The organism is Ochrobactrum sp. AP1BH01-1, from assembly GCF_018066705.1.
Lineage (GTDB): Bacteria > Pseudomonadota > Alphaproteobacteria > Rhizobiales > Rhizobiaceae > Brucella.
Genome location: NZ_JAGPOU010000004.1, coordinates 446311 through 471566, shown reverse-complemented (window position 1 = coordinate 471566; position 25256 = coordinate 446311). Strand labels below are relative to the sequence as shown.

Genomic DNA, 25256 nt, shown 5'->3' with positions numbered 1-25256 from the left:
TGAAAATGGCTTATATCACAGGTCTGTTCGACAACTATGATGAAGCAGCCGATGCTGTCCGCGCCCTTGAGGAAGCCGGAATTTCGGCTGAAAACATCAGCCTGATTTCGAATAACACAGACGGCCGATATGCAGGCGACGCCCTCAAGGACGAAGACGGCGCTGTCACCGGCGCGGAAACCGGCGCTGGTCTCGGCGCGGTCGCGGGCGGCGGTGCCGGGCTGCTGACCGGCCTGGGGCTCCTGTCTATCCCCGGCGTCGGTCCGGTCGTGGCTGGTGGCTGGCTGACTGCCACATTGGTCGGGCTGGTCGGCGGCGCGACAGCCGGGGGCGTTGCGGGCGGCATCGTTGGCGCTCTCGTTGAAACCGGTGTACCGGAAGAAGAAGCAGAGGCCTACAGCGAAGCCATTCGCCGGGGCAGCGCTCTGGTCGCAGTTCGTTGCGACGAAACCGAACGCGAGAAGGTCGAAGCCATTCTGGAAGACTGGGGACGCGTCAATATCGGGCAGAGACGCGACGCTTATCTGGAAGAGGGATGGGAGAGCTTCAATGCATCGGGCGCTCCTTACACGGCGGACGAAATCGAACGCGAGCGACAGCGCTGGGGCTAGGTGGATCAACCGATGAAAGAGGTAGATCCGCGCAGGGCCCGTCAGGGGCTGGATGGACGGCGTATCCTAACGATACTCATCTCCAGCCTGGTGCTGGCAATGATCGTCTGGGGCGGGGTGGAACTTTACGGCAAGATGCGTCCGGGCCGCGGTTTCATGGATGACAACAGCAAACCGCCAGCATCCACGGAATCGCAGCCGCCGCCCTCGGCAACGGGGCGGCAATGACAGCACTGGCCCCGGCAGTTCCACGCCGCCAACCTGACCTAGAGCAAGTCTGCGCGCAAGCGCGGACTTGTCGGCGTTGCGAGCTCTACAAGGATGCGACACAGACAGTTTTTGGCGAAGGCCCGATCGGGGCCCGAATTTTCTTTGTCGCAGAACAGCCGGGCGACAAGGAGGATATCGGAGGGCGTCCGCTGATCGGTCCTGCGGGCCAGGTCTTTGACGCCTGTCTCGCCGAAGCGGGCATCAACCGCGAGAGATGCTACATCACCAATGCGGTCAAACATTTTCGCCACATCGAGCGTGGCAAGAGACGTCTCCACCAGCGCCCTTCGACCAGTCATATAGAAGCCTGTCGCTGGTGGCTTCAACAGGAAATAGAACTCGTCGGACCGCATATCATCGTGGCGCTGGGCGCTGTTGCGGCTCGCGCCATTTTTGGCAAGCCCGTAAAAATAGCGGCAGTACGGGGCCATATCTTGCATCACGAAAACCGCCGCATCTTTGTGACCATCCACCCGTCCTATCTGCTGCGCTTGCGCGGCAGAAGCGGCTTTGATCGCGAACGGTCGATGTTTCTCCAGGAACTGGCAAAAGTCGCGGAGTTCGGACGCGCCGCCGAAACGTGAAGTTTGTTACAGTCTTTTTCTTGGAACATCGTCCGTCCCCCATGGTTAGGCTTATGTCACGCGCGACAAATTCCACTCCCGAAATCAATGGTATGAAACCACTGAAAGGAAAGAGAATGGCACAGAACCACACGCAAGGTGGCACACACGAACAACACGTGAAAGCCGGACAGCAAAGCCACAAGAACGACGGCAAGCAGGCCAGCAGCGGAGGCGGCGGCGACAAGCAGCAGTCTTCATCGCGTGGCGGATCCCACGAACAGCATGTGAAAGCAGGCCAGCAGAGCCATAAGAACTCGTGATTTAAGGGGGCGGCCGAGTGCCGCCCCATTCTCTAGCCGGACGCCGGTTCGGAAAGGCCAAGACCATGTCGTTCAAGCCAGACCCCGACTATATGCTGGAGCCGGATCATCTCGTCGAGATGATACCGGCTCTCCGCGCTTTTTCCCGCACATTCTACAGCCAGAAGGAAGATGCCGAAGATCTGGTGCAGGAAACCTTGATGAAAGCTTTGGCGAACCGGGAAAAATACACTCCCTACTCACCGCTGAAGTCATGGCTTTTTACGATCATGCGCAACACGTTCTGCACGCGCATTCGCATTCAGAAGCGTGAAGCACCGGGCGCAACCGAGTGTGTTTCACCCGTGGCATCGGTCAAGGCGTCGCAGGAACTGACACTGGAAGCCCGCGACGTGCAGACGGCGATGGATGCCCTGCCCCAAAAATATCGCCGGGTGCTGGCGCTGGTAGTTTTGGAAGGCAAAAGCTATGAACGGACCGCCGAGCTCTGCGACTGCTCGATCGGAACGGTGAAAAGCCGCCTGCATCGCGCCCGTCATAGACTTCACGACATGGTGGATGGAGCCTAGAGAGTGTTATCGAGACATCGTCTCCTGCGGAATCGTGTTGTGGCTCGTGGTGTGAATTCAGCACGAGGCATCTTGTCATTCTGTCTCAGACATGACCAATTGCTTGTAATGAATAAGTTTAACGATGATACTATGCGCCTGTTCTCAGGAAAGCGCATTCTGGTTTTTGAGGATGGGTTTCTGCTTTCGGAGGAAGCAGCGGCCAGACTGGCGAACGTCGGTGCTGTCGTGCTCGGTCCTGTGAGCACTGCCGATCAGGCGCTGGATTATCTGGAAAGTGAACAGATAGACGCGGTCGTCATGGATGTCGCCCTCGAGCCGGAAGCCGTGCTTCCTCTCATCGCAGAACTGGAACAGGGCGCTATACCTTTCATATTCGCCCTGTCTGACAATCCCAGGCTGGACAGTAAGCGCTTTGCCGGATTTGTGCTGAGTGCTCGCCACCGCGATTTGTCCACGATAGCCGAAGCGCTGTTTCTGCGGCGTAGCCTGGAACAATAGCCGCGTTTCAAATTTGATTGGTCCTGCCGGGACGCGATAACTTCCCAAACAGGTTGCGTATTTCGCTTCCAATCCTGACAGGCGATGTCTGCCAGCCAGCAGTGTGACCTAAAAACACTCTCCCGCAACCATGGGATTTCACGCTTTCCAATCTTTTCCTACACTGGGTTCGTGCAGGGCAGGTGGTGAGAGTGGCCCTTGCTGTGCACAGCCCCGGCGTTGCAACAGCACCGGGGTTTCTTTTTCCGCGGAGATCGCCGCCAACCCAAACTTGGAGGTCCCAATTTCTCCCCATCTACTTGTTGCGATTGAGTTGCAGCCGGAAAAGGTGCTTTCTATCAGCATTGATAGAACGAACAGCTTTCGACCCCGTCGTTGGTCTAAAAATGTTCTTGATTATTTATTTACATGGAGGCTCCTCCCCTCGGTTGCTTCCCCCCCCCTATTATTCTATGCCCCGATTTGCCCCTACGCCCTCGCGTGGGGGCCTTTTGTCATTATCATGCTGGTTTCGTTCGATAAGGGACTGTTGCACGCATCCGGCCCGGCAAGCTGTCAAATCCGGTGCGCTCTTATGAATCCAATGGTCGCTCCACCACGGGCTCATATTGCGGTTGAGATTTGCCATGCAGCAGGTCCCGGTAGAGGAAGCGGAAGAAGAAGGCATCGCCCGTTCCTCGCAGAATTCTGGCGAGGATTGCGACCAGCAGAACCGAGAAAACCAAACGGCCAAAAAGGACCACGTAGATATCCGCGCCAAGAGCCACGACGATCAGCGTATCCTCGATCAGGCTGTGGCAAAGCCCCATGAAGCTCGACGCGAGAAAAACGTCGCGAGGCTGAATGTGTCCACGCTGCGCTTCGCGAATGATAAGGCCCCCGCCATAGGACAGTCCCAACACCAGACCGACCACCGTTAGCGGAGCGGCGTCCTTCGCTATGCCGAGCAGGCGCAGCAGGGGTGAAAGAAGCAGGTTGAGGAAGCGCGTCACGTCAAGTGCATCCATTGTTCTCAGCACCGCCACCAGACCGAGCAGGACGATAAATATCCAGACGAGCGTCGAAGCCGTATCGGTCAGGAAGCTGCCCCAGCTTGCATCGTAATGGCCCGGCACCCAGTTCGGCGCAGCCGGTTCCGCGAGCCAGCCGGTACGGCTTGAAATCAGGTTAATTCCCCAGGCGAAGAGAAATCCGCCGCCAAGCCGGATCAGCGTCGAGACGATCAAGCGCGGACCCGCCTTCTGGACAATACGCTGTTCGATGGGAAGAGCATGGGCAAAGAGGAAAAGCGAACCGAGGATTGTCACCTGCGCTGTTGTCAGCGCGTCGACCGGCAAGACGGCGAACATCACCACGGCCCCGCTCCAGATGCCAACCAGAAGGTTCATCGCCCAGACGAAACCTGCCTCCGGCGGCAGGCCCACGAACTGCATGACCGGAGCGAAGGCGGGCGAGATTGCCTTGATCAAGCCCATTTCGATAGCCAGTTGTGTCAGCACCATAACCGGCAGCATGATCTTGATCAGCGTCCAGTAGACGCCGACCGCTTCACGCAGAATAACCATGCCGAATGCTGTCAGTCGCTTTGCCGAACTTGCGGCCATTCTGTCCCCTCCGCATTATCCGGAGCACGCGACGTTTCAGGCCGGGGCGCGCAGGACAGATTGCTCACCGCGGATCACGATGGCTAAAGGTCTGCGATGCAAGCGTGTCAGAAAATCCGCAGATGCGGTGTTCCGCCGGCCACGAAGCCGTCGATGCTTCGGCTTTGGCGAGCAGAAAAACAGCCCGCGCGCCCCGAAGCAAGCCATATTCCTTGAACAACAACAATTTTGCAGAGCCTGCGGCGATCACCGCGTGGGCGGCGGCGATTTCGCCGCTGGGCATATAAAAAAGCAGGACCGGACAATGCCCGGTCCTGCCCGTCTTTTTACTTTGCTTCGATGGCTTGCAGACCAGCAAGAGCGCATTCCGCGTCGATTGCACCGGACGGCGCGCCGCCGACACCGATGCCGCCGACGAGCGCGTCGCCGATCTTGATCGGCAGACCGCCCGCCTGGATAACGAAGCGCGAATCCATGTCGCGCATGCCGTTATTGGCTGGCTTCGAAGCGATGAACTCCGCAAGCTCGCCCGAATCCCGGCCCAGAGCGGCTGCCGAAAATGCCTTTCCTTCAGCGCTGTTGCCGGTGTGGGGACCGGAAAGATCGGCCTTGAGCAGAACCTTGGTTGCCCCGTCGCGCGCAACGACTGCGACGCTCACATTGCTGCCCTTGGCGACACAGGCGTCCAGCGCAGCCTGCGCGGCCTTGGTTGCCAGATCGAGCGGCAGATAAGGCGTGGTGGGAAGAGTTTGTGCGAAGGCGGTGGCGGGAGCCATCGAAAGGGCGACAATTGCAAGTTTACGGATCATGGTGGTTCCTCGGTTGTGACGAGGAACATTTAGTTTTCGTCGGCAAGCGACGAAATCCGTAGCTCTTGCAAACTTCTCGGTAGTTCTACGGATTGGACTGCCCTTCCAGCCACAAGCGCGTCATTTCCGCCTGCGAGGTCGTCCCGAGTTTCGCCCCGATGGCGGCACGGTGACTGTCGATCGTGCGCGGCGACAGTTCAAGGCCATCAGCAATCTGCCGGGTGGTGAACCCTTGTGCAATGCGGCCGAGCACTTCGCGCTCACGTGTTGTCAGCGTGTCCAGGAGCGCCAGCGTTTCGGCCCTCAGTGCCTTGCTTCCGAGCCTTTGCTCGAGCAATTGCTGTGCCTTCTGGATTGCGTCGATCAGATCCTGCTCATCGACGGGCTTGGAAAGATAGTCCACCGCGCCGTTTCGAAAGGCCCGCCGGCAGGCTTCGATGTCGCCATGCCCCGAAATGATGATCACCGGCCAGTCGATTTCCTGTCCGGCCAGAAGCTCCTGGAGTTTCAGGCCGGTCATAACCGGCATGCGAATGTCGAAGATCATGCAGCCCGGCTTCAATCGTGGCAGTTGCGCCAGAAATGCAGACGGATCGGCAAAGCTCCTCACCTCCATGTCTATGGTCGACAAGAGCAGGCTCAACGACTTTCGCACTGCTTCATCGTCGTCGACAAGATAGACCGGCTGAACCATTCTCTTAACTTCCTGTCTCTTCGGCGATTGGCAGCACGACGCGAAACAGCGCGCCGCGCTCCTGTGGGATATAGGAAATCTCGCCGCCAAAACGTTCGACCAGCCGCTGGCTGAGGGCCAGACCGAGGCCGGTTCCGTCAGGACGGCTTGTCGTAAAGGGGGTAAAGAGCCGCGGCAACAGGTCGGGCGCGACACCGGGACCATTATCCGCAATTTCCAGAACCGCCACCGCTCCGTCAGCTTTCAGGGATGCGTTGACACGCCGGTTCCGATCACCCTCATGAAAGGATTCAATCGCATTGCGGAGGAGATTGAACATGACCTGTTCCATTTCCACCGGATCAACCGCTGCCATCACCGGTATCTCCGGCATCCCAAGCTCGACCTTGACGTCCCGGCGGGCAGCTTCCGAGGCGAGCAGGGTCTGCACGTTTTGAAGCGACAGGCGCAGATCGGCATGGGTCGTCTGCCGCCGTTGCGGGCGAGACCAGTTGCGCAGGCGGTCCAGAATAGCGGATGCCCGGCGCGCCTGTTCCACTATATCGTCCAGCGCTCCCGCGAGAGCCGCTGTATTGTTGCGGCTCAGCAGGCGGCGCCCTGCCTGTGCACCGGCAAGAAGGGCGGTCAGGGGTTGCGTCAGCTCATGCGCCATGCCGCTTGCCATCTCGCCCATCGTATTGACCCGCGAGGCATGGGCGAGCCGCGCCTCGAAGCCGCTCAGCTCTGCGCGGCGTTCCGCATGGCGGGTGCGCTGCGTCTGGCGAACGATGATCAATCCGCCGAAGAATAACAGGTTGGTGAGGATGAGAAGCGGGATCAGCTGGTCGAACGGCAGCAGGTCGCCCCAGCTCATCGCGAGCGCAGTCTGGAAAAGCAGCGGCTGCGAGGCACTGCCGAGCTTCTTGGAGAAATCGACATCGTCAAAGGAAGCCGGATGGCTGAAAAGTACCGTGCCGTCGGGCATGAGGAGGCGTCGCGCCACACCTTTACGACTCCAGAACGCATCGTCAGAGCTGATCAGGCTACCGGCATCTATCGACAGTGTCAGGCCGTCATGCGGATTGTCGGTATTGGGGCTGCGTTTTACCATCATGTAGTGGCCGGGCCGCGCAGATGGCGCCAACAGTTCAGGAACGCCGCGGTAGGAACGGACAGCCGCCCTTATGGTCTCCGCCAGTTCCGGTTCCAGCGCTCTGGTACCGGCCACGGGCAGGGACGGGTCCATCGGCACGAGTTGAATTTCGTCGATGCGCGGATAGAACCGGGTAATCGTCGCCGCCACTTCGAGGAAGACATCATTCTGCGAAGCATCGGCGGTTCGCGCCTTGGACTGGGCTATCGTGGAAAGCGCGGTCAGATGGGCATCATGCTGGCCTGCGCGCTGCGAGGCTTCACGGTGCAATGTGAAACTGGCGGCCTGAAGCTCTGACAACAGTGCGGCGCGCTGATAGACGACAAGACCGCCCATTGCCACAAGATTGATCAGCAACCACACGAAAAACGGCAGCAGTGCAGAGCGGATATTTCCCCGGGTGCTTCTGTTGTTGAAGTTCATGAATTGCATCCCGGTATCGGCCTGCTCAGGCAGAATATCGCATCAGCTACGTTTATCATTCGATCGGCAGGCGCAAAACTATTGGAGTTTCCCACCGCTGGCAAATGCCGTTCCGCAGTCCGCACACGGGCCCGGCAATTGCGAATTAGTGGCTGGAACTCCAAAGACCGGCTTGCTTCATGCAGCTTTGCGCGCTCATATAAAAATCGCACCGCTGTTTAGAATCATCTGGAAAAGTCGATACTGAACAACACACCACCAAGGGTCGGTCGCGTCGTCAGCAAGGGAATGCAGCCTCATGAACACATACGGAAAACTATTTTCAGCCGCGCTGGTCGCGGCTGCGCTCAACAGCACGGCAGTTGGACAGGTCTTCGCCAAGACACTGATCTATTGCTCCGAGGCATCTCCCGAAATGTTCGACGCGGCGCAGACGACATCCGGCGCCGTCTATGACGCCTCGGCGCGCAATGTGTCCAACGGGCTTATCAAGATCAAGCGCGGCTCCACCGAGCTGGAGCCGGGCCTTGCGGAAAGCTGGGACGTTTCCGCCGATGGCAAGGAATATACGTTTCATCTGCGCAAGGGCGTGAAGTTCCACACCACAAGCTTTTTTACCCCGTCGCGTGAATTCAATGCAGATGACGTGATCTTCACCTTCGACCGTCAGGGAAACAAGGACAATCCCTATTATAATCAGGGCACGTGGCCGCAGTTCGGGGCCTACTCCTTTCCTTCGCTGATCGAGAAAATCGAAAAGATCGACGATCATACCGTCAAGTTCGTGCTGGCACATCCCGAAGCGACGTTCATCTCGACGCTGTCGCTGACATTCGCCGTCATCCAGTCCAAGGAATATGCCGACAAGCTCGTCGCCGAAGGCCGCATTTCGGAGTTCAGCCAGCAGCCGGTCGGAACCGGACCCTATCAGTTTGTCGCCTATCAGAAGGATAGCGCCATCCGCTATCAGGCCAACCCCGATTACTGGGCAGGCAAGCAGAAGATCGACAATCTTATCTTCGCGATCACGCCGGATGCGGCAGTGCGCTACCAGAAGCTGAAGTCCGGCGAATGCCATGTCATTGCCGCGCCGAACCCTGCCGATCTTGCGGAAATGAAGAAGGACCCGGCAGTCGAAATGCTGCACAAGGAGGGCCTGAACCTCTCCTTCCTCGCCTACAACACCCAGCAGAAGCCGTTTGACGATGTGCGTGTCCGCAAGGCGCTGAACATGGCGGTCAACAAGGCTGCGATCATCGATGCGGTCTATCTGGGTTCGGCTGTCCCTTCCGTCAATCCGCTGCCGCCAAGCGTCTGGGGCTACAACAAGAACGTCAAGGACGACGCTTACGATCCCGAACAATCGCGCAAGCTGCTCGATGAGGCAGGCGTCAAGGACCTCAAGATGAAAATCTGGGCCATGCCCGTGCAGCGGCCCTATATGCCCAATGCGCGCCGCGCGGCCGAGCTCATTCAGGCCGACTTCGCCAAGGTGGGCGTGACGGCGGAAATCGTCACCTATGACTGGGGCGAGTATCTCAAGCGTTCGCTGGACAAGGACCGCGATGGCGCCGTCATGCTTGGCTGGACCGGCGGCATTGCCGATCCAGACAATTTCCTCGCAGCACTTCTGAGCTGCAAGGCCATCGGCAGCGCGAACCGCGCAAACTGGTGCGATCAGGATTTCGAGAAGCTCATTCAGGCTGCCAAGCTGACGACCGACCAGGCAGAACGCACCAAGCTCTATGAGCAGGCGCAAGTCGTCTTCAAGGAACAGGCTCCCTGGCTGACAATCGCCCACCAGATCGTGGAGCAGCCGATCAGCAAGAAGGTAAAGGATTTCCGCATCGATCCCTTCGGCGGCTACCTGTTTGAAGATGTCGACATCGATGAATAAGGCTTGTCCCCGCCAGCCTGATGGCTGGCGATGAAACACGGTTGGCGGGCATAGAGCATAATACGACCGGAGTGAAACGAGGATCGATAAGATTATGCTTTGGAAAGACAAGTTTAGAGCGCCGATCTGATGCAATCAGATCGGCGCTCTAAACGCCCGCTATTCTTCTTTTGTGCCCGTATGAAATCCGGGCCGATACGGACCAATGATCGAGAAAAATATGGATATCGTAGACCGCTTTCTAGCCTATACCCGCATCAATACGACCGCCGTGCCCAATGCGGGAAAACTCCCGTCTAGCGCGGGACAAACCGATCTCGCAAAGCTGCTCGCCGGCGAAATGCGCGCCATGGGCATGGAGGTTGAAGAGCGTGACCACTCGATCGTCGTCGGCACATTGCCTGCCAATGTCTCGAATGCCGATCACCGCTTTCCGACGATTGCATGGGTCGCCCATCTCGATACGTCCAGCGAATATACGACCGATACCCGCGCCCATGTGGTCGATTATCAGGGCGGCGATATCGTTCTCAACGAAACAACTGGCGCCACCATGCGGCTTGCCGAGTTTCCCGAGCTTGAACGCTATGTCGGCGACCGGATCATCGTGACGGACGGCACCAGCCTGCTCGGGGCCGATAACAAATCCGCCATCGCCGAGATCATGCATGCCATGCAGGTCCTGACCAGCCATCCCGAAATCGAGCACGGCACGGTGAAGGTCGTTTTCGTCCCCGATGAGGAAATCGGTTTGCTCGGCGCCAAGGCGCTCGACGTTGCCTCCCTCAATGCCGATTTTGCCTATACGCTCGACTGCTGTGCGGTCGGCGAGATCGTGTATGAGAACTGGAATGCCGGTGAGTTCCGCCTCACCTTCAAGGGCCAGCCGGCGCATCCGATGTCGGCCAAGGGCAAACTGCGCAATGCCATTCTCTATGCCCAGCAATTCATTGCGATGATGCCGGGCGGCGAGCGTCCCGAATATACGGAAGGCACCGAGGGCTATTATTGGGCCAAGGGCATTCAGGGGACCGTGGCCGAGACAACCCTTGTCATCGACATCCGCGATTTCACGAAGGACGGATATGAGGCGCGCCGCGTCTTCATTGAAAACCTCGCCGCAAGTTTCAACCAGCTCCATGGCGAAGGCACGGTCCGCGTGGACTACAAGGCCGTATACCGCAACGCAGCCGAGAGCCTGCAAGGCGAAAATCGTTATCCGGTCGCACTTGCGCTTGAGGCCATGAAGGCAATAGGCGTGGAACCGGCACCGCTGCCGATGCGCGGCGGTTATGACGGCGCGGTGCTGTCCGAAAAGGGACTACCGTGCCCCAACCTGTTCTGCGGCGCGCACAACTTCCACTCGATCTACGAGTTCCTGCCGGTCGGTTCGCTCAACAAGGCATCCAAAATGGTCATCGAAATACTGAAAAGGGCACGGATCAACGGCAAAAGCTGATCCGGCACAGCCTCAAATCCTGAGGAGACGTGAAATATCTCGTCTCCTCGTTCGAGCGATCAGGCGCCGGAGCGGTCCACGCTCTAATAGCCGATGGCGGCACCAGCGACGGCGCGGCTGTCGATAGCGCCGTAATAGCGGTTGTCGCCGCCCTTTTCGATTGCCGCCATGTTCTTGCCGCCGACAAGAATGCCTGCGGCCTCGCCCCAGACCGGCCAGTTATGGTCCTCGCCGACCGTGTAGCCCATGCCGGTCAGGAGCCGGATCGTATCGGGCGAGAGCGCGTTTGCTTCCATATAGACCCGATCGGGCAGCCACTGGTGATGGATGCGCGGAGCGTCGATCGCCTCCTGAATATCCATGCCATGGTCGATGATATTCATGATCGCCTCCAGCGTGATCGTGATGATGCGCGAACCGCCGGGGCTGCCAATGACCATGAACGGCTTGCCGTCCTTCGACACGATGGTCGGGCTCATCGAGGAAAGCGGCGACTTGCGCGGCTCGATCGCATTGGCTTCACCCTGTATGAGGCCATAGAGATTGGCCACGCCCGGCTTGATGGTAAAGTCATCCATCTCGTTGTTGAGCAGAATGCCAGTGCCTTCGGCCACCTTGGCCGTGCCGAACGAGCCATTCAGCGTATAGGTCACCGCAACCGCATTGCCGTCCTTGTCCACGATGGAATAATGCGTGGTTTCATTGGACTCCTTGAATTCGGCGGGCTTCAGCGCCTCGCTGACGCCAGCGCGATAAGGGTCGATGCGGGCGCGGATTTCCGCGGCATAGTCCTTGCTGGTGAGCTTCTCGACCGGATTATCGACGAAATCCGGGTCGCCCAGCGCCGTGTTGCGGTCCACATAGGCATGGCGCATCGCTTCCACCATCAAACGCGTGGTCTCTGCCGAGCCGTAGCCCAGATAGGAAATCGGATAGCCCTCAAGCACGTTGAGGATTTCGCAGATGATCAGTCCGCCCGAAGAAGGCGGCGGCGAGGACACGATATCATAGCCGCGATAGCTGCACTTGACCGGTTCCAGCTCACGGACCTTGTATTGCTCGAAATCCTCCTTGGCGAGAATGCCGCCGTTTTCCTTGCTCGACCTGACGATCAGATCGGCGATGTCGCCCTGATAGAAAGCCGAAGGCCCCTTTTCCGAAATGGCCGAAAGCGACTTTGCAAGATCAGGTTGGACAAGCTTCTCCCCCAGACCGAGCGGCTTTCCGTCCTTCAGGAAGATTTTTGCAGCTGCGGGGTCCTTCGCCAGTCTTTCGTTGCCATCCGCGAAGGAAAGAATGTCGCCCAGCTCCAGCGTAAAGCCGTCCTTGGCGAGCTTCAGCGCGGGGTCGATCAGCTCCTCACGCTTGCGGGTGCCGTATTTCTCGCGTGCTTCCTCTAGGCCGGCGACCGTGCCCGGCACACCGATGGCGAGATAGGTTTCAGTGCTGGCGCCATCGACCGGCTTGCCGTCCTTGTCGAGATACATCGTCTTTGTGGCGGCAAGCGGCGCGCGCTCGCGAAAATCAAGAAAGGTGCTCTTGCCGTCCTTGAAGCGGATCGTCATGAAACCACCCCCGCCCAGATTCCCAGCCGTCGGATAAACCACCGCCAGCGCATAGCCAACCGCGACAGCCGCATCGACGGCATTGCCGCCATTCTTGAGCACATCGACCCCGACCTGCGAGGCCAGATGCTGTGCTGTTACCACCATGCCGTTCTGTCCTTCAGCCGGGGCTGGCGATGCCGCGTCAGCCGACGGCGGATGGCACGCAAAGGCAATGACGGCGGCAAGGGAAAGCAATTTCAGTCTGTAATGCTGCATGTCTTTCCTCCCAATGTTCTCCCGGATGGGAGTTAAGACACAGCCTCCGCAAAATCTTTCCCAAAAGCAAGTATAAGAAATTATCCCCCGACCCAGCTTGCAGTCGGGGCGCAGAGCGATGATAATTAGCAGTATTCGGTAGGGATGCTGCCAGATTTGCAGCCAAAACCGAAGCCCTCGCCAGCCCTCGTTCCAAACCACTCTGGCCGTTCGGGCTGTATTCCCATTCCATTTCAGACGATGCGGTCTCGCCTTGCCGGAGAAATCCATGACCTATGCTCAATGTGCTTGCGGTAATCTCAAAGTAACGCCTCACGAACCTCCGCTACTGACGGCCCTGTGTCACTGCTTGGCCTGCCAGCGAAGGACGGGCTCGCCGTTCAGTGCAAACGCTTTCTATTCGATAGACTGTATTGAAATTTCAGGCGCATCGACGGAATTCATCCGGACAGCCGAGAGTGGCCGCAAGGTCCGGATGCATTTCTGCCCAAGTTGCGGCTCAACCGTCTATTGGCGGCCCGAAGGCGCCCCATCCATGATCGGGGTGGCGGTGGGTTCTTTTGCCGACCCGACGTTTCCGCCACCTGCCCTATCCATATTCGAGCAATCGAAGCACGCATGGGTGCCGCTCGACAGGAAAATGAGACATTTTTTGCATATGCCTGATAGAGAGTGACCGGCGCGCACCGCTGTCTTTGGACAGACATCGGCTCTTATCACAACAGCCTGCGACGGAAGCGCTCGTTCGCTTGCGCTGTCACGTATCGAACATGGCCAGTGTTCGCAAAAGATTAGAGAAAGTGATGGAGCCGTTCAGATCGGTCTGGCTGTCGCCGACGCCATCGTTTCGCGACAGCGACTTGCGACATTGCTCGGGCTGTAGCCGAAATGCTGCGTGAATGCCCGCGTGAAATTGGCAGCGGTCTCGAAGCCCAGCAACTGAGCAATATCCGACACCTTGCGGTTCTCCGATGCATCGGCAAGCATTTCATGGGCGGCGAGCAAACGCTTCTGGCGGATATAGCTGAGCACCCCGCCCGAGCCTTCGAACAGCTGATAGAGGTGCGTGCGCGAGATCGCCAGTTCCCTGCTGAGCGCATCGGGCGTGAGATCGCGTGACATGAGGTTCTTCTGGATAAAACGTCTGGCCCGGGTCATCAGCCCGAGCGAAGCGTTGTACTCGTTCGCATCGTTCTCATTGACCAGGGGCACGATCGTGTCGAAGACGAGCTGGCGCAACGCGTTGCGCAATTCCGGCAGATCTTCGGCGGTTATGCGGTCGAGTCCCGTCTGGATGGTCGATAAGAAATCGATCAGCAGCTTGGCGCGATAGCCCCCGAGCGTCGCATTGTTGCAGGCTTCCGGCATGCCGCCGAGACCCGCGAACTGGTCCACCGGAATGATGAGCAGCACGGCTTCCGTCGCCAGCGCTCGGCCGCGAAACGGATAGCCAAACGAACGGATATTGACCATGCCGGGCTCGTTTTCCGCCACATGGCCATCAACGGAGGTCCATGTGTGGCCACTACGCAGAAAGCTTATCTGCCAGTGGTCGATCGGGCTGAAACGAACTTTTTCAGAGGTGCGCTCATAGCTGAACGGCGGAACGGTCTGCTCTATGAGCAGCATTCCACGCAGGTTCCAGACTTTCTGGGTAACCGCAAAGCCATCTGCGGCACTCCCGCCATCGGGCAAACGCACATCATAGAGCGGAGCTACATGCTGTTGCCATGCAGCGAACTGCGCGGATGGCTCAAGCTGTTCGGTTGTGAATAGCAGCGGAGCCAGAATATTGGCGCTGCGGGCTTCTTCACCAAGCCTTGCAAGCGGCACCCGCGCTGACTGGCGGCGCTCCACAAATTCCGGCTTCAGATCATTCCTGGCCCTGTCCTTCGGGGATGTCACGGCAACTCCCAAAACCAAACCGGGGACCAAGGTGCGGAGCCCGCATCCGAAGTCCCTGAAATAATATTAGCATTTGCCCGTATAAAATCAAAATAAGCCGGAACATTGTCTGTCAGCTATCCGTTCGGACCGGCAGCCGCTATTTTCTTGCAAGGCGAAAGCGCCGCTTCGGCACGGCCTGCAGACGAAGTTAATTGCATCCCATTTGATGAAAATTTTCAGGAAAATCCGGCCAGAATATTAAAACGCATCCGATAGAAAGCACGGTAATAACAACCGGAGGCAATCGCATGAACAATGTATTTGCATATACTGCGCGCCGCGAAAGCTTGAAATGGGCTGTCGCAATCGTCGTGGGACTGTCCGCGTCACTGTGCCTGACGGCAGGTGCCGAAGCCAAGGATGCCCGCAAGCAGAAAGGCGAGACGGTTTCCGTTTATCTTGCCAAGGTCCGGACTGACGGCCAGGTTCGCTACAACAAGCCGGGATCGGCAAAGGTCATCAGGGTTTCCGCCTCGCAATATGCGAGCGGCACCTCCCTTGTGTGCACGCCGAGCGGCTTCGGGCAGAAATCCCGCTGCTTCAACCGCAACTAGGGTGAAGCGCGAAAAGCGCCAGTCACACCGGCTCGCCGCAACTCCATACAGATCGGCGAGCCGGCATGCTTGCCCCGCGATCAGCTCGCGTTGGCTTTCATGCGCGCCAGTCCCTTGCTTATCAGGTCGCCGCGCAGGAGCTTGGCGGCCTCGTCGGTCGGGCGCGGCGGATTGCTGCGGAACACGTACCATGTGCCGCCCAGCGAACGTTTCTGGTAGATGACGCCGTTCTTCTGGCGATGGAGGAAGCAGGTCGTGTCGCTGCCGCCGCCCGTCTTGCTGGTCCAATAGGCCTGCAGGCAGAGCTTGCCGCTATCTGTGGCATACCAGCGCCCCTGTCCATAAGACCACGCCCTGCCCTTCTGCGACCAGGCGATGAAACGATGCCTGTCGGCGGAAAAATAGCCGCCGCCATCCTTCCATTTCCACGTCCTGCCGGAATAAAGCGCTTCAAGCGCGCCGGCTGACAAGGGCGATGCCGCCGCGGCCTTGAGGGCGACTGCATCGTCGGCCTTCTGCTTCGGCGCCGCTTCCGCAGCGCCTGCCAGAAGAAGTACGGCCAGCGCCGCGCTGACGGTTCTCAAACGGATCGAAAACATTGTCGTAATCCTGTTCAGATGTTGGAGCGCAAATTGACCCGCCTTTGAGATCAATCGAGCGGATGGTTTGCAACCCGCCAATCGGGCCGTCCTACGCCGCGTGGCCACGGATAGACTTCGCGGTCATTGAAGTAGACGGTCGCCGTCAGCGCCGGAAATTCGGGTTGCGGCTTGTTGGTCTCCTGCGCCCAGGCGCGGACATAGGCGTCGCTTCCTTCGTAACCGAGTTCGGCAATGACAATCGGCTTCCCGAAACCCACCACCCGGTCATAGCCCGGCTTTGCGCGTTCCACGAAGGAAGAGGCATGTCCCAGTTCAAGCATATCGTAGGGCTCGTAACCGAACACCGACAGGCCGATCACGTCGACAAAGCCATCGCCCGGATAATAGGCCTCAAGCCCCTCTTCTCCCTTGGGCGACCACATATATTTGGCGTGCGGCAGCGATTTGCGGCAGACGTTGACGACATGCTGATAAGCGCGGATATAGCCCTGCGCGGGCCAGTAGGACCAGGTGAACTGCCCGGTCTTGTCGTCCATTTCCTGCGCCCAGCGAATGGTGACCGGGCTCTTCAGCTTGGAAGCGGCGGAACAGACGGCAGCCATGTTTGAATCATAACGGCCACTGACGATGCCGCTCAGGAGATTGTCCGGCGCAACGCGCCAGTCGCGGGCCCATGACCACGGTTCCACGGTGATCAGCAGCTCCCGGCCCCGTTCCTGCGCATAGGCATCCGCCGCCGAAAGGCTCGTCAGGTCCACATCCTCCCACGGAAGGAACAGATGCTCGATGCGCGAATTGGGATCGTTGGTGAAATCCCCATGCGGATCGTAGGCTCCGAATGTGATGGATTGCGGGGTTATGACCGGGCGCTTGTCGTGGAACATGTTGCGGGTATCGACATTGGCGCCAGAAACACCGCTCGCCGCATAAACGACCGTTGAAAGCAGCCCTCCGCATAGAACGGCCATTGCTATTTTGTAAGAGGTTTTCATCGCCGCCTCCTTATTGCGTCGGTGATTGGGCGACGGGCAGCGCCAGATTCAGCGCTTCCGTGTCTGATGTTGTTGTTTCGTTGGAAACGAGCTTGCGCGCCTCGTCATCCTTGTTTCCGCCAGCATGGCGAAAGACATACCAGACGCCATCGGGCTCGCGTTTCTGATAGATGGTCCCATCGGCGATGCGGTGGGAGAAACAGGTCTTGTTGGGGAAAACGCCCTCATCCATATGCCACTTCGCATCGAAGCACATCTGCCCGGACCATGTGATGCGCCAGCGACCCTCGGCCCAGACCTTGCCCTTCTCGCCATCGACCCGCGCGGTGAACCGGCGGTTCTGGCTTTCCATGCGCCCGGAACCGTCGGCCCATTGCCAGCTCTTGTCATGATAGAGCATGTAAAGCTCGGCAGGTGTCATCGCGCGGGCACCGTCAGGCAAGACATCCTTGGCGGACGGTGCTGCACTGGCTGGCGCGCTCAGTCCGGCAAGCACGGCGAAGAATGGCAGAACGCCTCTTCCCCGCAACGATAGGGTCTGTCGGCCCTCAAACATCGAATGTTTCATTTGAACCTCCCACGACCTTGAGGTTGCGCGCACCCGCCAAAGGTTCTTGCGATTGACGGATGCGCGCCTGCGGCAGAACGTTTGTTGCTCTTCTTTCCTGCCGCTGTTGAACAGGATGGCCGATTGTCGAAATCCGGAAGTCCAGATTCCCGGCAATCGCCGGTGAAAAGACATTGCGCAGGTCGATGATTACGGCGTCCCGCATGATCTGCTTCACCCGGACGAGATCGAGCTTGCGAATACTGTCCCATTCGGTCACGACGACGGCGGCGTCGGCCATGTGCAGGCAGTCATAAGGATCGTCATGGAACTCGACGTCGCTGAGCAGGCGGCGGGCGTTATCCATTCCGGCCGGATCATAGGCGCGAATGCTGGCGCCGAAGCGCTGCAGGGTTTCGATGAGCGGAATCGACGGTGCGTCCCGCATATCGTCCGTATCGGGTTTGAAGGTAAGGCCGAGAATGGCGATCGCCCGTCCCTCGACGCTGCCGCCAAGCGCATCCAGCACCTTCAGCGCCATGCGGCGCTTGCGCGCTTCATTGACCGTGACCGTTTCCTCGACCAGCCGCAGGGCAACCCCGTGATCCTGGGCGGTGCGCAGCAGCGCAATCGTATCCTTCGGGAAGCAGGAGCCGCCATAACCCGGCCCTGCATTGAGAAATCCCGTCCCGATACGCTTGTCGAGGCCCATGCCAAGCGCCAGTTCGTTGACATCGCTCCCCACCTCCTCACACAGATCCGCCAGCTCGTTGATGAAGGTGATCTTGGTGGCGAGAAAGGCATTGGCGGCATATTTGATGAGTTCCGCCGTCCGCCGCCGCGTGATCAGGATCGGCGTCTTCCGGGTTTCGAGCGGCTGGGCGTAAAGGGCGACCAGCATGGAACGCGCGCGTTCATCCTCGACGCCGATGACCACGCGGTCCGGCTCCAGAAAGTCGCTGATGGCGACGCCCTCGCGCAGAAACTCCGGGTTGGATGCGACGGAAAAGCTTCCCGGCCGTCTGACCGAGCCGATGATCTTCTGCACCACATCGCCGGTGCCAACGGGAACGGTGGACTTGATCACCACGACACTGTGATCGTCGATCAGCGGCGCCAGTTCGCGGGCGGCCATATAGACGAAGGACAGGTCTGCATCGCCATGGCCAGCGCGCGCCGGCGTTCCCACAGCGATGAAAACGAGCGCCGCTCCCTTGACGGCTTCCGCCAGATCGGTGGTGAAGCCAAGCCGTCCGAAAGCGAAATTGCGTTCCACCAGCTCGTCCAGTCCCGGCTCATAAATCGGGACGATGCCGCGCTCCAGCCGGGCGATCTTCTGGGCATCCTTGTCGACGCAGACGACCTCGTGTCCCCAACCTGCGAAACACGCGCCGCTGACCAGTCCGACATATCCTGTACCGATGACAGCGATCTTCATAATCGTCGCGCCTTTCGCCTAGTTTGCTGTGCCGGCAGCGCTCGCGCGCCAGCGTGGATTGAAGATTGTCCTGTGGACGTCCCGCCCGCCTCTGCCGGCCCCGGCTACCGAGAAGCGGTCATCGAAGATCGTGAAGCTTTTCGTGCCCCAGCTGAGAGCCTCAATGCCGTCGCGTCCGCGTTCCGCGGTCGTGAAGCCGGTCAGCGCCACGAGCGCCGTAAAACTGCATGCCATGGCGGGCCGATAGAGACGGCTCGTCATCCGCACCTGATTTTCACGCGTGTGCTGGATGACGATCATCGCCATCAGGAACAGGTAGAAACACGCGTTGATGATGGCGAAGATGAAGAAGCCGCGCGTCTGGTCGGCATCGTTGACGAAGAGGACCGGCAGGATGGACAGGCCAGAGATCAGCGCATAGGGAGCGATCACCCGCAGCGGCACCGGATCGACCTCGGATGAACCTTTCGGCGTGACGCGAAAATCGACAAAGGAACCGGTCAGCCAGTCGCGGAAAGCGGCGAAGGTTCCAGCCAGGACCCACGGCCAGCGCGCCAGCAGGAACAGCATCGCCTCCCAGCTGAAAATCCTGCCGTCCACCGGGCGGAACGTTTTGCTCGACCGCCACCAGAATGCCAGCACCAGAATTACGAGCGATTGCGGCATGAAGTGCATCAGGAAGGCCGGGTAGGTGACGCTCACGAAATTATCGCCATAGATCAGGATGGCTATCGGCAGAACGAATGTCAGCGCCAGAAAGAATGCGTAGAGCGGATACCAGAGTTGCGAGAACAGGAACTGGATCTTGAGGCGCAGCGGCAACCGCCCGATCAGCTTTGGCGTATATTGCAGCAGGATCATCACAAGGCTGCGCGACCACTGGAATTCCTGCGTCACAAGATCGGCGAAGGTGCGCGGACCGTCGCCGTGAGCGATGGCGTCCAGCGCATGAATGCCCCGCCAGCCATGCGCATTCATGAACAGGGTCGTGGAATGATCCTCGGCCAGTTCCGGTCCGAGTCCGCCGATTTCCTTCAGCGCTGCCGTGCGCACCGCATAATGGGAACCGATGCAGACTGGGGCGAACCCGCCATTGTAACCGGCCTGCAGCGAGCCATGCATGCTGGCTTCCACATAAAGGCGTCCGCGCGCCGACCAGCTTTCACGCGCATTGCGATCACAAATGCTCGGTGCCGAAACATAACCGACCGCAGGATCGGCGAAGGGCCGCAATATGTTGAAGAGATAGCCCGGCTCCGGCACATGATCGGCATCGAGCTGCGAGACGAAATCATAGCGCTCATAGCCATAATGGTCGTAGAAGAAGGCCAGATTGCCTTCCTTGCACCGGGTGCGGCGGGGCCAGCTCTGCCGATGATAGTCGGCACGCCCCTTGCGCGTAGACACGAACACGCCATGCTCGCGGCACCAGGCGAGCGTTGCAGGCGAAGGGTCCTCATCGGCAAGCCATGTATCGTGCGGCACATCCTGCGCCAGCATGGCGCGCAATGTTTCAGCCACCACTTCGAACGGCTCCGACGGTGCCTTGGTGACGACCATGGCGACGCGGCTTCCGGCGGGGATGCGAAGCGGCCCGGTCGGTCGCGCCGCGTGGAAGAAAATCGTGATGAAGTAAAGCGGAAGGATCGTGATCCATGCCAGAAGTGCCGTCACCAGAATGGAACCCAGCAGGTGATTGTGCTTGGCGCTGATGAACCACCATTGCCAGAAATAGGCGATGGCAACAGCCCAGAGGATGATGCCCACCACATATTCCACCCGCTTGCGTCCCGTAAAGATCGGCGCCAGCAAGGGTTCCGGTTCGTCCGTATCAATGGCCGGATGAAGATAGCGCCGTGTCATGGCCGCATCTCCAGCCCAAAGAAGGGCGCAGCCGTGCGGATGATCGTGTCGAGGTCGGAATGGAGCGTGCGGAAGCCGAGCTTTGCCGCAGCCTCCGACGGATCAGCATAAAGCACCGGCGGGTCGCCCGCCCGGCGCGGGCGCATTTCGACAGGCACCGTGCGTCCGGTAAGCCGGTCTATCGCATCCACGATTTCCCGGATCGACGTTCCGCGCCCGGTTCCCAGATTAAGGACTAGGTTTCCGCCGCCATTCAGGAGATGCTCGACCGCAAGCACATGCGCCCGCGCCAGATCGACTACATGAATATAGTCGCGGATGCAGGTGCCATCCGGCGTTTCGTAATCGTCGCCATAAACTTCGAGGCAATCCGCCTTTCCCGCCGCTGCCAGCATGGCGCGCGGTATCAGATGCGTTTCGGGTTCGTGCTTTTCGCCAAGCTCGCCATCCAGATCGGCCCCGCAGGCATTGAAATAGCGCAGCGCCGCATAGGGCATGCCATAGGCTGCGGAATAGTCGGCCAGCATATGTTCCGCGATCAGCTTCGTGCGGCCATATGGATTGATCGGGCGCTGCGTTTCGCCTTCGCGGATGGGCAGGACATCCGGGATGCCATAGGTGGCGCAACTGGACGAGAAAATGATGGGGCGTCCGCCCGTCAGGCGGCTCGCCTCCAGAACGGACTGGATGCCGCCGACATTGTTGCGATAATATTTCGCCGGGTCCGTGACGGATTCCCCCACATAGGCCGAGGCCGCAAAGTGGATGATGGCTGCTGGCTCGAAGCTCCTGATTGCGGCGACAAGCTGATCTTGAGAAAGCGTGTCGCCCTCGACAAACTCGCCCCAGCGCACGGAGGACCGGTGACCCGTCGACAGATTGTCGTAAACGACCGGCGAAAATCCGCTCTCGTGCAGAAGCTTTGCCGTATGGCTGCCGATGAAACCAGCGCCGCCGGTGACGAGGATAGTCCGCCGTGTCATCTCGCCACCTCGAAAAGCTCGCCCGTTGGCCTGACAAGCTGGCGTTCGAAATAGGCGATCGTCTGCTTCAGGCCTTCGGCAAGCGCAATCTGCGGCTCCCAGCCAAGCTCGCGCTTGGCGAGCATGATGTCGGGGCGGCGCTGGCGCGGATCGTCGGTCGGCAGCGGACGATAGACGATGCGCGAGGACGAACCTGTCAGCGCAATGATCTGCTCGGCCAGTTCACGCACGGTGAACTCCCCCGGATTGCCAAGATTGACGGGCTTCTGGATCTGGCTGTTCATCAGCCGGCTGAAGCCTTCGATCAGGTCGTCGACATAGCAGAAGGAACGGGTCTGCGAGCCATCGCCATAGATGGTGATGTCTTCGCGCTTGAGCGCCTGGACGATGAAGTTCGACACGACGCGCCCATCATCGGGCCGCATGCGCGGGCCATAGGTGTTGAAGATGCGCACGATGCGGATATCGACGCCATACTGCTTGTGAAAATCGTAGAACAGCGTTTCGGCCGAGCGCTTGCCTTCGTCATAGCAGGACCGGGGACCGAAGGAATTGACATTGCCCCAATAGGCTTCCGGCTGCGGATGCGTCTGCGGGTCGCCATAGACTTCCGAAGTCGATGCCTGGAAAATCCGGGCCTGGTAATGCGCTGCCAGCTCAAGCAGGTTGAGCGATCCGATAACGTTTGTCTTCATCGTATGCACCGGATCGGCCTGATAATGCGGCGGCGAAGCCGGGCATGCCAGATTGTAGATCTCGTCCACCGGCAGATCGATCGGGTTGACGATATCGTGGCGCACGAAGCTGAACGTGTCGTAACGCAGGAGATTGCGCAGGTTCTCAAGCCGTCCCGTCGAAAAATTATCGACGCAGATGACGAAGTTTCCTTCGTTCAGAAGACGCTCGCAAAGATGGGAACCGAGAAATCCTGCTCCGCCTGCGACAAGAATGCGCCGTGTCGACATGCGCGCAGCAGATATACCCGACGATCTGAAGTTTATATTCACGAGAACCTCCAACGCCAATTCTTCAATTGCGCCATCCAGTAAAACGCAAAGCAGCTCCATCAACGCGCTTGAATAGAAGCGTGCTGTTCGGTGGTTTATGCTTGCTCTATCGGATGATTGAAGATAGCGGCGCTGGAGACCGGAGTCGTTAGCATAGAATCCGGAAACTTATCCTTGCGTCCATTTTTTAAGCGGACAGTTTATTGATAGGCATATTTTAGCGCAGAATATCGGAAAGGCGTTTCTGCTCTTTTTCGACACGCTCCAGATTGAGCCCTGCCAGCAGATCGAGGATATGGGTTTTCATCAACGCCGCGGCCTCCTCGCTTCTGTGCTTTTCAATCGCGTCGACCAGCGCGTGATGCGCATCGCTCTGGCAGGTCGTTTCGCGCCGTTCCCAATAGAGCGAGATGATGAGCGACGAACGCGGCAACAGATCGCCCACAAAACCCGCCAGGATCGAATGGCCCGAAATCGCAGCCAGATGCGTGTGAAAGAGCGCCGACAGCATGATCGCCTCGCTGTCGCGTCCGGCATGAAGCGCCTCATGCTCGTCGTGGAGATGCTGGCGCAGCTGCTTGACCTGCCGGGGCTTGACGACCTTTGCCGCCAGCGCAGCCACCTCCGGCTCGATCAGAAGGCGTGCCTCGAACACCTCGCGCGCTTCCTCGCGTGACGGCTCGGCCACGAAGGCACCGCGATTGGGTTCCAGACGCACGAGCCTGTCATGCGCCAGCGCCTGCAAGGCAGAACGCACGAAGGCGCGGCTGACGGAATATATCGTCGCCAGTTCGTCCTCCGGCAGCTTGGTGCCGGGAAGCAGACGATGGCTCACAACCGCTTCGCGCAGGCCGTTATAGACCGGAAGCCAGCGCGCATTTCCGCTGCCGTTTAGGTCTGTCATGTTCGTCTCAGCCAGATTCATTGTCTTCCAGTAGAAGCTGCCCCCCGGTCGATGCGGTCAGGCGCTACAGCTTATATATGCCCAAATATTTGCCCTCGCTTACATATCGGACAGAGGTCCCGCGAGTGTCAACAATCCCGCTAATTTTGATCCACAAACCCCGGTAAAATCATTCAGAAAAACGGCATATCGGTTCCATCCCGCCGCCATGCCTCAATGTCGCGGCGAAAAGGGTTCAAAAATGCCCTGAAAACCCTTCAATCGCGGCAGCTGATAGCCGCCCAGCTTCGATGTTTTAAGACCGAGGCCCACGAGGCTTTCGCACAGTTTCACCGCACAGGTCACCCCGTCGATGACCGGCAGTCCATGCTCCCTCGAAAGGGACGCCGCAAGGTCGGCCATGCCTGCGCAACCAAGCACGATCGCTTCGGCATGATCTTCCCGAACAGCCCTGGCGATCTCGCTGGAAACCTTGTTGCGTGCATCCGATCCCGGAATTTCGAGATCGAGCACAGCCACGTCGCTGGCCCGAACCCGGGCGCAACGCGAGATAAGGCCATAGCGCGCAAGATTATGCTCGATGGCGGGTACCGAACGCGACAATGTGGTGACGACGCTGAACTTTCCGGCAATCAGGCTCGCCATATGGAATGCGGCCTCACCGATACCGATCACCGGCATGGTTCCGGCGCAGCGCGCCGCATCGAGGCCGGTATCGTCGAAGCAGGCAATCACGCAGGCATCCGCGGTCGGATGTTTCTGCATTTCCCCGATCATGCCGGGAATGGCGAAGACCTCGTCGAAATATCCTTCGATGCTGGGCGGGCCATCGGCCGGGTTGATCGCCATGATTGTCGTGCCGGCACCAGCCACGCTGCGCGCCGCCTCGCCGATCTTGTGCGTCATCGATGCAGTCGTATTGGGGTTGATGACAAGTATTTCCATTTTCCTCGAACCATCGAAATATTTGTTGTCGTTGTGGATGGTCCAGAGCGCCGGGAACGGCGCTCTGCCTAGTCGCAGCCCAGGCGGTCAGATTTCGCCGCCGAGATAGAGTTTCTTGACCCGGTCGTCCGTCGCCAGTTCTTCCGAATTGCCGGAAAGCACGATCTTGCCGGTCGTCAGGGCATAGGCGCGTTGCGAGATGCGCAGCGCCATGCGCGAATTCTGCTCGACCAGAAGAACGCTCACCTTCTCGTCGCGGTTGATGGCGACGATGGAGCGGGCAATGTCCTGCACCAGCTTCGGCGCGACCCCAAGCGAGGGCTCGTCCAGCAGCAGAAGCTTCGGCTTGGCCATGAGCGCGCGCCTGCTGCTCGCCGCCGCTCATCGTGCCTGCGGCTTGCGAATAGCGCTCCTTCAGGCGCGGAAACCGCCCCAGAACCATCTCCAGCGTGTTGGCGATATCCGCCTTGCTGGAGCGGGTGAACGCACCCATCATGAGGTTGTCGCGCACGCTCATATAGGGAAAGACGCGACGGCCTTCCGGCACCATCGCAATCCCCATCCTGACAATCTCGTCAGACCGCGTGCCGTCGATCCGGCGTCCCTCATAATGGATTTCGCCCTTGCGGATCTTCTTCAGCCCCGTGATCGCCCGCAGGATGGAGGATTTGCCCGCGCCATTGGCGCCAATCAGCGCGACAGTCTCTCCTTCCTGAACGCTCAGCGAAACGCCCTTCAGCGCATAGACATGATCGTAATAGAGTTCGGCATCGGATACTTTGAGAAGCTCTGCCAT

Annotated in this window: 26 protein-coding genes and 1 pseudogene; 10 read left to right on the top strand and 17 right to left on the bottom strand. The window is 59.1% G+C overall.

Going from position 1 to position 25256, the window contains the following annotated elements; genetic code table 11:
• Positions 1-5 precede the first annotated feature (5 nt).
• The 6 genes from J9800_RS17040 (at position 6) to J9800_RS17015 (ending at position 2837) form a co-directional block, all read left to right on the top strand.
• Positions 6-611, top strand: coding sequence for a hypothetical protein (locus J9800_RS17040; RefSeq protein ID WP_112584799.1), 606 nt, complete (start codon positions 6-8; stop codon positions 609-611).
• 12 nt (positions 612-623) lie between these two features.
• A complete protein-coding gene (locus tag J9800_RS17035) occupies positions 624-839 on the top strand; it encodes a hypothetical protein (RefSeq protein ID WP_114216496.1) in 216 nt (71 codons plus the stop codon).
• Entirely contained in the window at positions 836-1465 is a 630-nt protein-coding gene (locus J9800_RS17030; RefSeq protein WP_114216497.1) for a UdgX family uracil-DNA binding protein, read from the top strand. Before J9800_RS17035 ends, J9800_RS17030 begins: the two co-directional genes overlap by 4 nt.
• A gap of 116 nt (positions 1466-1581) precedes the next feature.
• On the top strand, positions 1582-1767 hold the full coding sequence (locus J9800_RS17025; RefSeq protein WP_006469543.1) for a hypothetical protein: 186 nt from the start codon (positions 1582-1584) through the stop codon (positions 1765-1767).
• Positions 1768-1784: 17 nt separating this feature from the next.
• Positions 1785-2336, top strand: a complete 552-nt coding sequence (locus J9800_RS17020) for a sigma-70 family RNA polymerase sigma factor (protein ID WP_286167612.1) — start codon at positions 1785-1787, stop codon at positions 2334-2336.
• Between the two features lie 132 nt (positions 2337-2468).
• A complete protein-coding gene (locus J9800_RS17015; RefSeq protein ID WP_112584807.1) occupies positions 2469-2837 on the top strand; it encodes a response regulator in 369 nt (122 codons plus the stop codon).
• A 572-nt stretch (positions 2838-3409) separates the two neighbouring features.
• On the opposite strand, the gene J9800_RS17010 is transcribed toward J9800_RS17015, so the two are convergent.
• The 5 genes from J9800_RS17010 to J9800_RS16990 all read right to left on the bottom strand — a co-directional run bounded on the left by J9800_RS17010 (position 3410) and on the right by J9800_RS16990 (position 7499).
• Positions 3410-4441: a nucleoside recognition protein gene (locus J9800_RS17010; RefSeq protein ID WP_114216498.1), complete on the bottom strand. Its 1032-nt coding sequence runs from the start codon at positions 4439-4441 to the stop codon at positions 3410-3412.
• A 64-nt stretch (positions 4442-4505) separates the two neighbouring features.
• On the bottom strand, positions 4506-4799 hold the full coding sequence (locus J9800_RS17005; protein WP_162792679.1) for a hypothetical protein: 294 nt from the start codon (positions 4797-4799) through the stop codon (positions 4506-4508).
• The gene (locus J9800_RS17000) at positions 4768-5250 is read right to left on the bottom strand and encodes a GlcG/HbpS family heme-binding protein (protein ID WP_114216500.1); all 483 of its coding nucleotides are present in this window, start codon (positions 5248-5250) and stop codon (positions 4768-4770) included. The genes J9800_RS17005 and J9800_RS17000 overlap by 32 nt, the downstream gene beginning before the upstream one ends.
• An 85-nt stretch (positions 5251-5335) precedes the next feature.
• A complete protein-coding gene (locus J9800_RS16995) occupies positions 5336-5944 on the bottom strand; it encodes a response regulator transcription factor (protein WP_112584815.1) in 609 nt (202 codons plus the stop codon).
• A gap of 4 nt (positions 5945-5948) precedes the next feature.
• Positions 5949-7499: a sensor histidine kinase gene (locus J9800_RS16990; protein ID WP_114216610.1), complete on the bottom strand. Its 1551-nt coding sequence runs from the start codon at positions 7497-7499 to the stop codon at positions 5949-5951.
• 298 nt (positions 7500-7797) lie between these two features.
• On the opposite strand from J9800_RS16990, the gene J9800_RS16985 reads away from it, so the two are divergent.
• Together J9800_RS16985 and pepT are read left to right on the top strand one after the other, a co-directional pair.
• On the top strand, positions 7798-9396 hold the full coding sequence (locus J9800_RS16985) for an ABC transporter substrate-binding protein (RefSeq protein ID WP_114216501.1): 1599 nt from the start codon (positions 7798-7800) through the stop codon (positions 9394-9396).
• A gap of 220 nt (positions 9397-9616) precedes the next feature.
• Positions 9617-10855, top strand: a complete 1239-nt coding sequence (gene pepT / locus J9800_RS16980) for a peptidase T (RefSeq protein WP_114216611.1) — start codon at positions 9617-9619, stop codon at positions 10853-10855.
• 83 nt (positions 10856-10938) lie between these two features.
• Here the strand turns inward: pepT and ggt are convergent, their stop codons facing one another.
• On the bottom strand, positions 10939-12678 hold the full coding sequence (gene ggt / locus J9800_RS16975; protein ID WP_114216502.1) for a gamma-glutamyltransferase: 1740 nt from the start codon (positions 12676-12678) through the stop codon (positions 10939-10941).
• Positions 12679-12946: 268 nt separating this feature from the next.
• Here ggt and J9800_RS16970 point away from each other — a divergent pair, with 268 nt between their 5' ends.
• A complete protein-coding gene (locus J9800_RS16970) occupies positions 12947-13354 on the top strand; it encodes a GFA family protein (protein WP_114216503.1) in 408 nt (135 codons plus the stop codon).
• Between the two features lie 137 nt (positions 13355-13491).
• On the opposite strand, the gene J9800_RS22245 is transcribed toward J9800_RS16970, so the two are convergent.
• Positions 13492-14583, bottom strand: a complete 1092-nt coding sequence (locus J9800_RS22245; RefSeq protein ID WP_353618742.1) for a helix-turn-helix transcriptional regulator — start codon at positions 14581-14583, stop codon at positions 13492-13494.
• A 290-nt stretch (positions 14584-14873) separates the two neighbouring features.
• Here J9800_RS22245 and J9800_RS16960 point away from each other — a divergent pair, with 290 nt between their 5' ends.
• On the top strand, positions 14874-15179 hold the full coding sequence (locus J9800_RS16960; RefSeq protein ID WP_114216504.1) for a hypothetical protein: 306 nt from the start codon (positions 14874-14876) through the stop codon (positions 15177-15179).
• A gap of 80 nt (positions 15180-15259) precedes the next feature.
• Here the strand turns inward: J9800_RS16960 and J9800_RS16955 are convergent, their stop codons facing one another.
• From J9800_RS16955 to J9800_RS16910, 10 genes and pseudogenes are all read right to left on the bottom strand, one after another.
• Positions 15260-15778, bottom strand: a complete 519-nt coding sequence (locus J9800_RS16955; protein ID WP_114216505.1) for a DUF995 domain-containing protein — start codon at positions 15776-15778, stop codon at positions 15260-15262.
• A 50-nt stretch (positions 15779-15828) separates the two neighbouring features.
• A complete protein-coding gene (locus tag J9800_RS16950; RefSeq protein ID WP_112584831.1) occupies positions 15829-16773 on the bottom strand; it encodes a glycoside hydrolase family 26 protein in 945 nt (314 codons plus the stop codon).
• 10 nt (positions 16774-16783) lie between these two features.
• The gene (locus J9800_RS16945) at positions 16784-17341 is read right to left on the bottom strand and encodes a DUF995 domain-containing protein (RefSeq protein ID WP_114216506.1); all 558 of its coding nucleotides are present in this window, start codon (positions 17339-17341) and stop codon (positions 16784-16786) included.
• Positions 17322-18758, bottom strand: a complete 1437-nt coding sequence (locus tag J9800_RS16940) for a UDP-glucose dehydrogenase family protein (protein WP_114216507.1) — start codon at positions 18756-18758, stop codon at positions 17322-17324. The genes J9800_RS16945 and J9800_RS16940 overlap by 20 nt, the downstream gene beginning before the upstream one ends.
• Before the next feature lie 18 nt (positions 18759-18776).
• On the bottom strand, positions 18777-20621 hold the full coding sequence (locus tag J9800_RS16935; RefSeq protein ID WP_114216508.1) for a glycosyltransferase family 2 protein: 1845 nt from the start codon (positions 20619-20621) through the stop codon (positions 18777-18779).
• Complete coding sequence (galE, locus tag J9800_RS16930; protein ID WP_114216509.1) at positions 20618-21604, bottom strand: UDP-glucose 4-epimerase GalE; 987 nt, start codon at positions 21602-21604, stop codon at positions 20618-20620. The genes J9800_RS16935 and galE overlap by 4 nt, the downstream gene beginning before the upstream one ends.
• A complete protein-coding gene (locus tag J9800_RS16925) occupies positions 21601-22569 on the bottom strand; it encodes a UDP-glucuronic acid decarboxylase family protein (protein WP_114216612.1) in 969 nt (322 codons plus the stop codon). The genes galE and J9800_RS16925 overlap by 4 nt, the downstream gene beginning before the upstream one ends.
• 259 nt (positions 22570-22828) lie before the next feature.
• Positions 22829-23536, bottom strand: coding sequence for a GntR family transcriptional regulator (locus J9800_RS16920; RefSeq protein WP_112584841.1), 708 nt, complete (start codon positions 23534-23536; stop codon positions 22829-22831).
• Positions 23537-23728: 192 nt separating this feature from the next.
• The gene (locus tag J9800_RS16915; protein ID WP_112584843.1) at positions 23729-24460 is read right to left on the bottom strand and encodes an aspartate/glutamate racemase family protein; all 732 of its coding nucleotides are present in this window, start codon (positions 24458-24460) and stop codon (positions 23729-23731) included.
• 87 nt (positions 24461-24547) lie between these two features.
• Positions 24548-25256, bottom strand: a pseudogene (locus tag J9800_RS16910) (ABC transporter ATP-binding protein).

What these genes read in the sequence shown, in the direction of transcription:
- J9800_RS17025 (WP_006469543.1), top strand. Translation starts at nt 1,582, where the DNA reads ATGGCACAGAACCACACGCAAGGTGGCACACACGAACAACACGTGAAA.
- J9800_RS17030 (WP_114216497.1), top strand. Translation starts at nt 836, where the DNA reads ATGACAGCACTGGCCCCGGCAGTTCCACGCCGCCAACCTGACCTAGAG.
- J9800_RS17000 (WP_114216500.1), bottom strand. Translation starts at nt 5,250, where the DNA reads ATGATCCGTAAACTTGCAATTGTCGCCCTTTCGATGGCTCCCGCCACC.
- J9800_RS16925 (WP_114216612.1), bottom strand. Translation starts at nt 22,569, where the DNA reads ATGTCGACACGGCGCATTCTTGTCGCAGGCGGAGCAGGATTTCTCGGT.
- galE (WP_114216509.1), bottom strand. Translation starts at nt 21,604, where the DNA reads ATGACACGGCGGACTATCCTCGTCACCGGCGGCGCTGGTTTCATCGGC.
- J9800_RS17015 (WP_112584807.1), top strand. Translation starts at nt 2,469, where the DNA reads ATGCGCCTGTTCTCAGGAAAGCGCATTCTGGTTTTTGAGGATGGGTTT.
- J9800_RS16990 (WP_114216610.1), bottom strand. Translation starts at nt 7,499, where the DNA reads ATGAACTTCAACAACAGAAGCACCCGGGGAAATATCCGCTCTGCACTG.
- J9800_RS16920 (WP_112584841.1), bottom strand. Translation starts at nt 23,536, where the DNA reads ATGAATCTGGCTGAGACGAACATGACAGACCTAAACGGCAGCGGAAAT.
- J9800_RS16940 (WP_114216507.1), bottom strand. Translation starts at nt 18,758, where the DNA reads ATGAAGATCGCTGTCATCGGTACAGGATATGTCGGACTGGTCAGCGGC.
- J9800_RS16985 (WP_114216501.1), top strand. Translation starts at nt 7,798, where the DNA reads ATGAACACATACGGAAAACTATTTTCAGCCGCGCTGGTCGCGGCTGCG.
- J9800_RS16935 (WP_114216508.1), bottom strand. Translation starts at nt 20,621, where the DNA reads ATGACACGGCGCTATCTTCATCCGGCCATTGATACGGACGAACCGGAA.
- J9800_RS17040 (WP_112584799.1), top strand. Translation starts at nt 6, where the DNA reads ATGGCTTATATCACAGGTCTGTTCGACAACTATGATGAAGCAGCCGAT.
- pepT (WP_114216611.1), top strand. Translation starts at nt 9,617, where the DNA reads ATGGATATCGTAGACCGCTTTCTAGCCTATACCCGCATCAATACGACC.
- J9800_RS16960 (WP_114216504.1), top strand. Translation starts at nt 14,874, where the DNA reads ATGAACAATGTATTTGCATATACTGCGCGCCGCGAAAGCTTGAAATGG.
- J9800_RS17010 (WP_114216498.1), bottom strand. Translation starts at nt 4,441, where the DNA reads ATGGCCGCAAGTTCGGCAAAGCGACTGACAGCATTCGGCATGGTTATT.
- J9800_RS16995 (WP_112584815.1), bottom strand. Translation starts at nt 5,944, where the DNA reads ATGGTTCAGCCGGTCTATCTTGTCGACGACGATGAAGCAGTGCGAAAG.
- J9800_RS16955 (WP_114216505.1), bottom strand. Translation starts at nt 15,778, where the DNA reads ATGTTTTCGATCCGTTTGAGAACCGTCAGCGCGGCGCTGGCCGTACTT.
- J9800_RS16950 (WP_112584831.1), bottom strand. Translation starts at nt 16,773, where the DNA reads ATGAAAACCTCTTACAAAATAGCAATGGCCGTTCTATGCGGAGGGCTG.
- ggt (WP_114216502.1), bottom strand. Translation starts at nt 12,678, where the DNA reads ATGCAGCATTACAGACTGAAATTGCTTTCCCTTGCCGCCGTCATTGCC.
- J9800_RS17035 (WP_114216496.1), top strand. Translation starts at nt 624, where the DNA reads ATGAAAGAGGTAGATCCGCGCAGGGCCCGTCAGGGGCTGGATGGACGG.
- J9800_RS16945 (WP_114216506.1), bottom strand. Translation starts at nt 17,341, where the DNA reads ATGAAACATTCGATGTTTGAGGGCCGACAGACCCTATCGTTGCGGGGA.
- J9800_RS16915 (WP_112584843.1), bottom strand. Translation starts at nt 24,460, where the DNA reads ATGGAAATACTTGTCATCAACCCCAATACGACTGCATCGATGACGCAC.
- J9800_RS16970 (WP_114216503.1), top strand. Translation starts at nt 12,947, where the DNA reads ATGACCTATGCTCAATGTGCTTGCGGTAATCTCAAAGTAACGCCTCAC.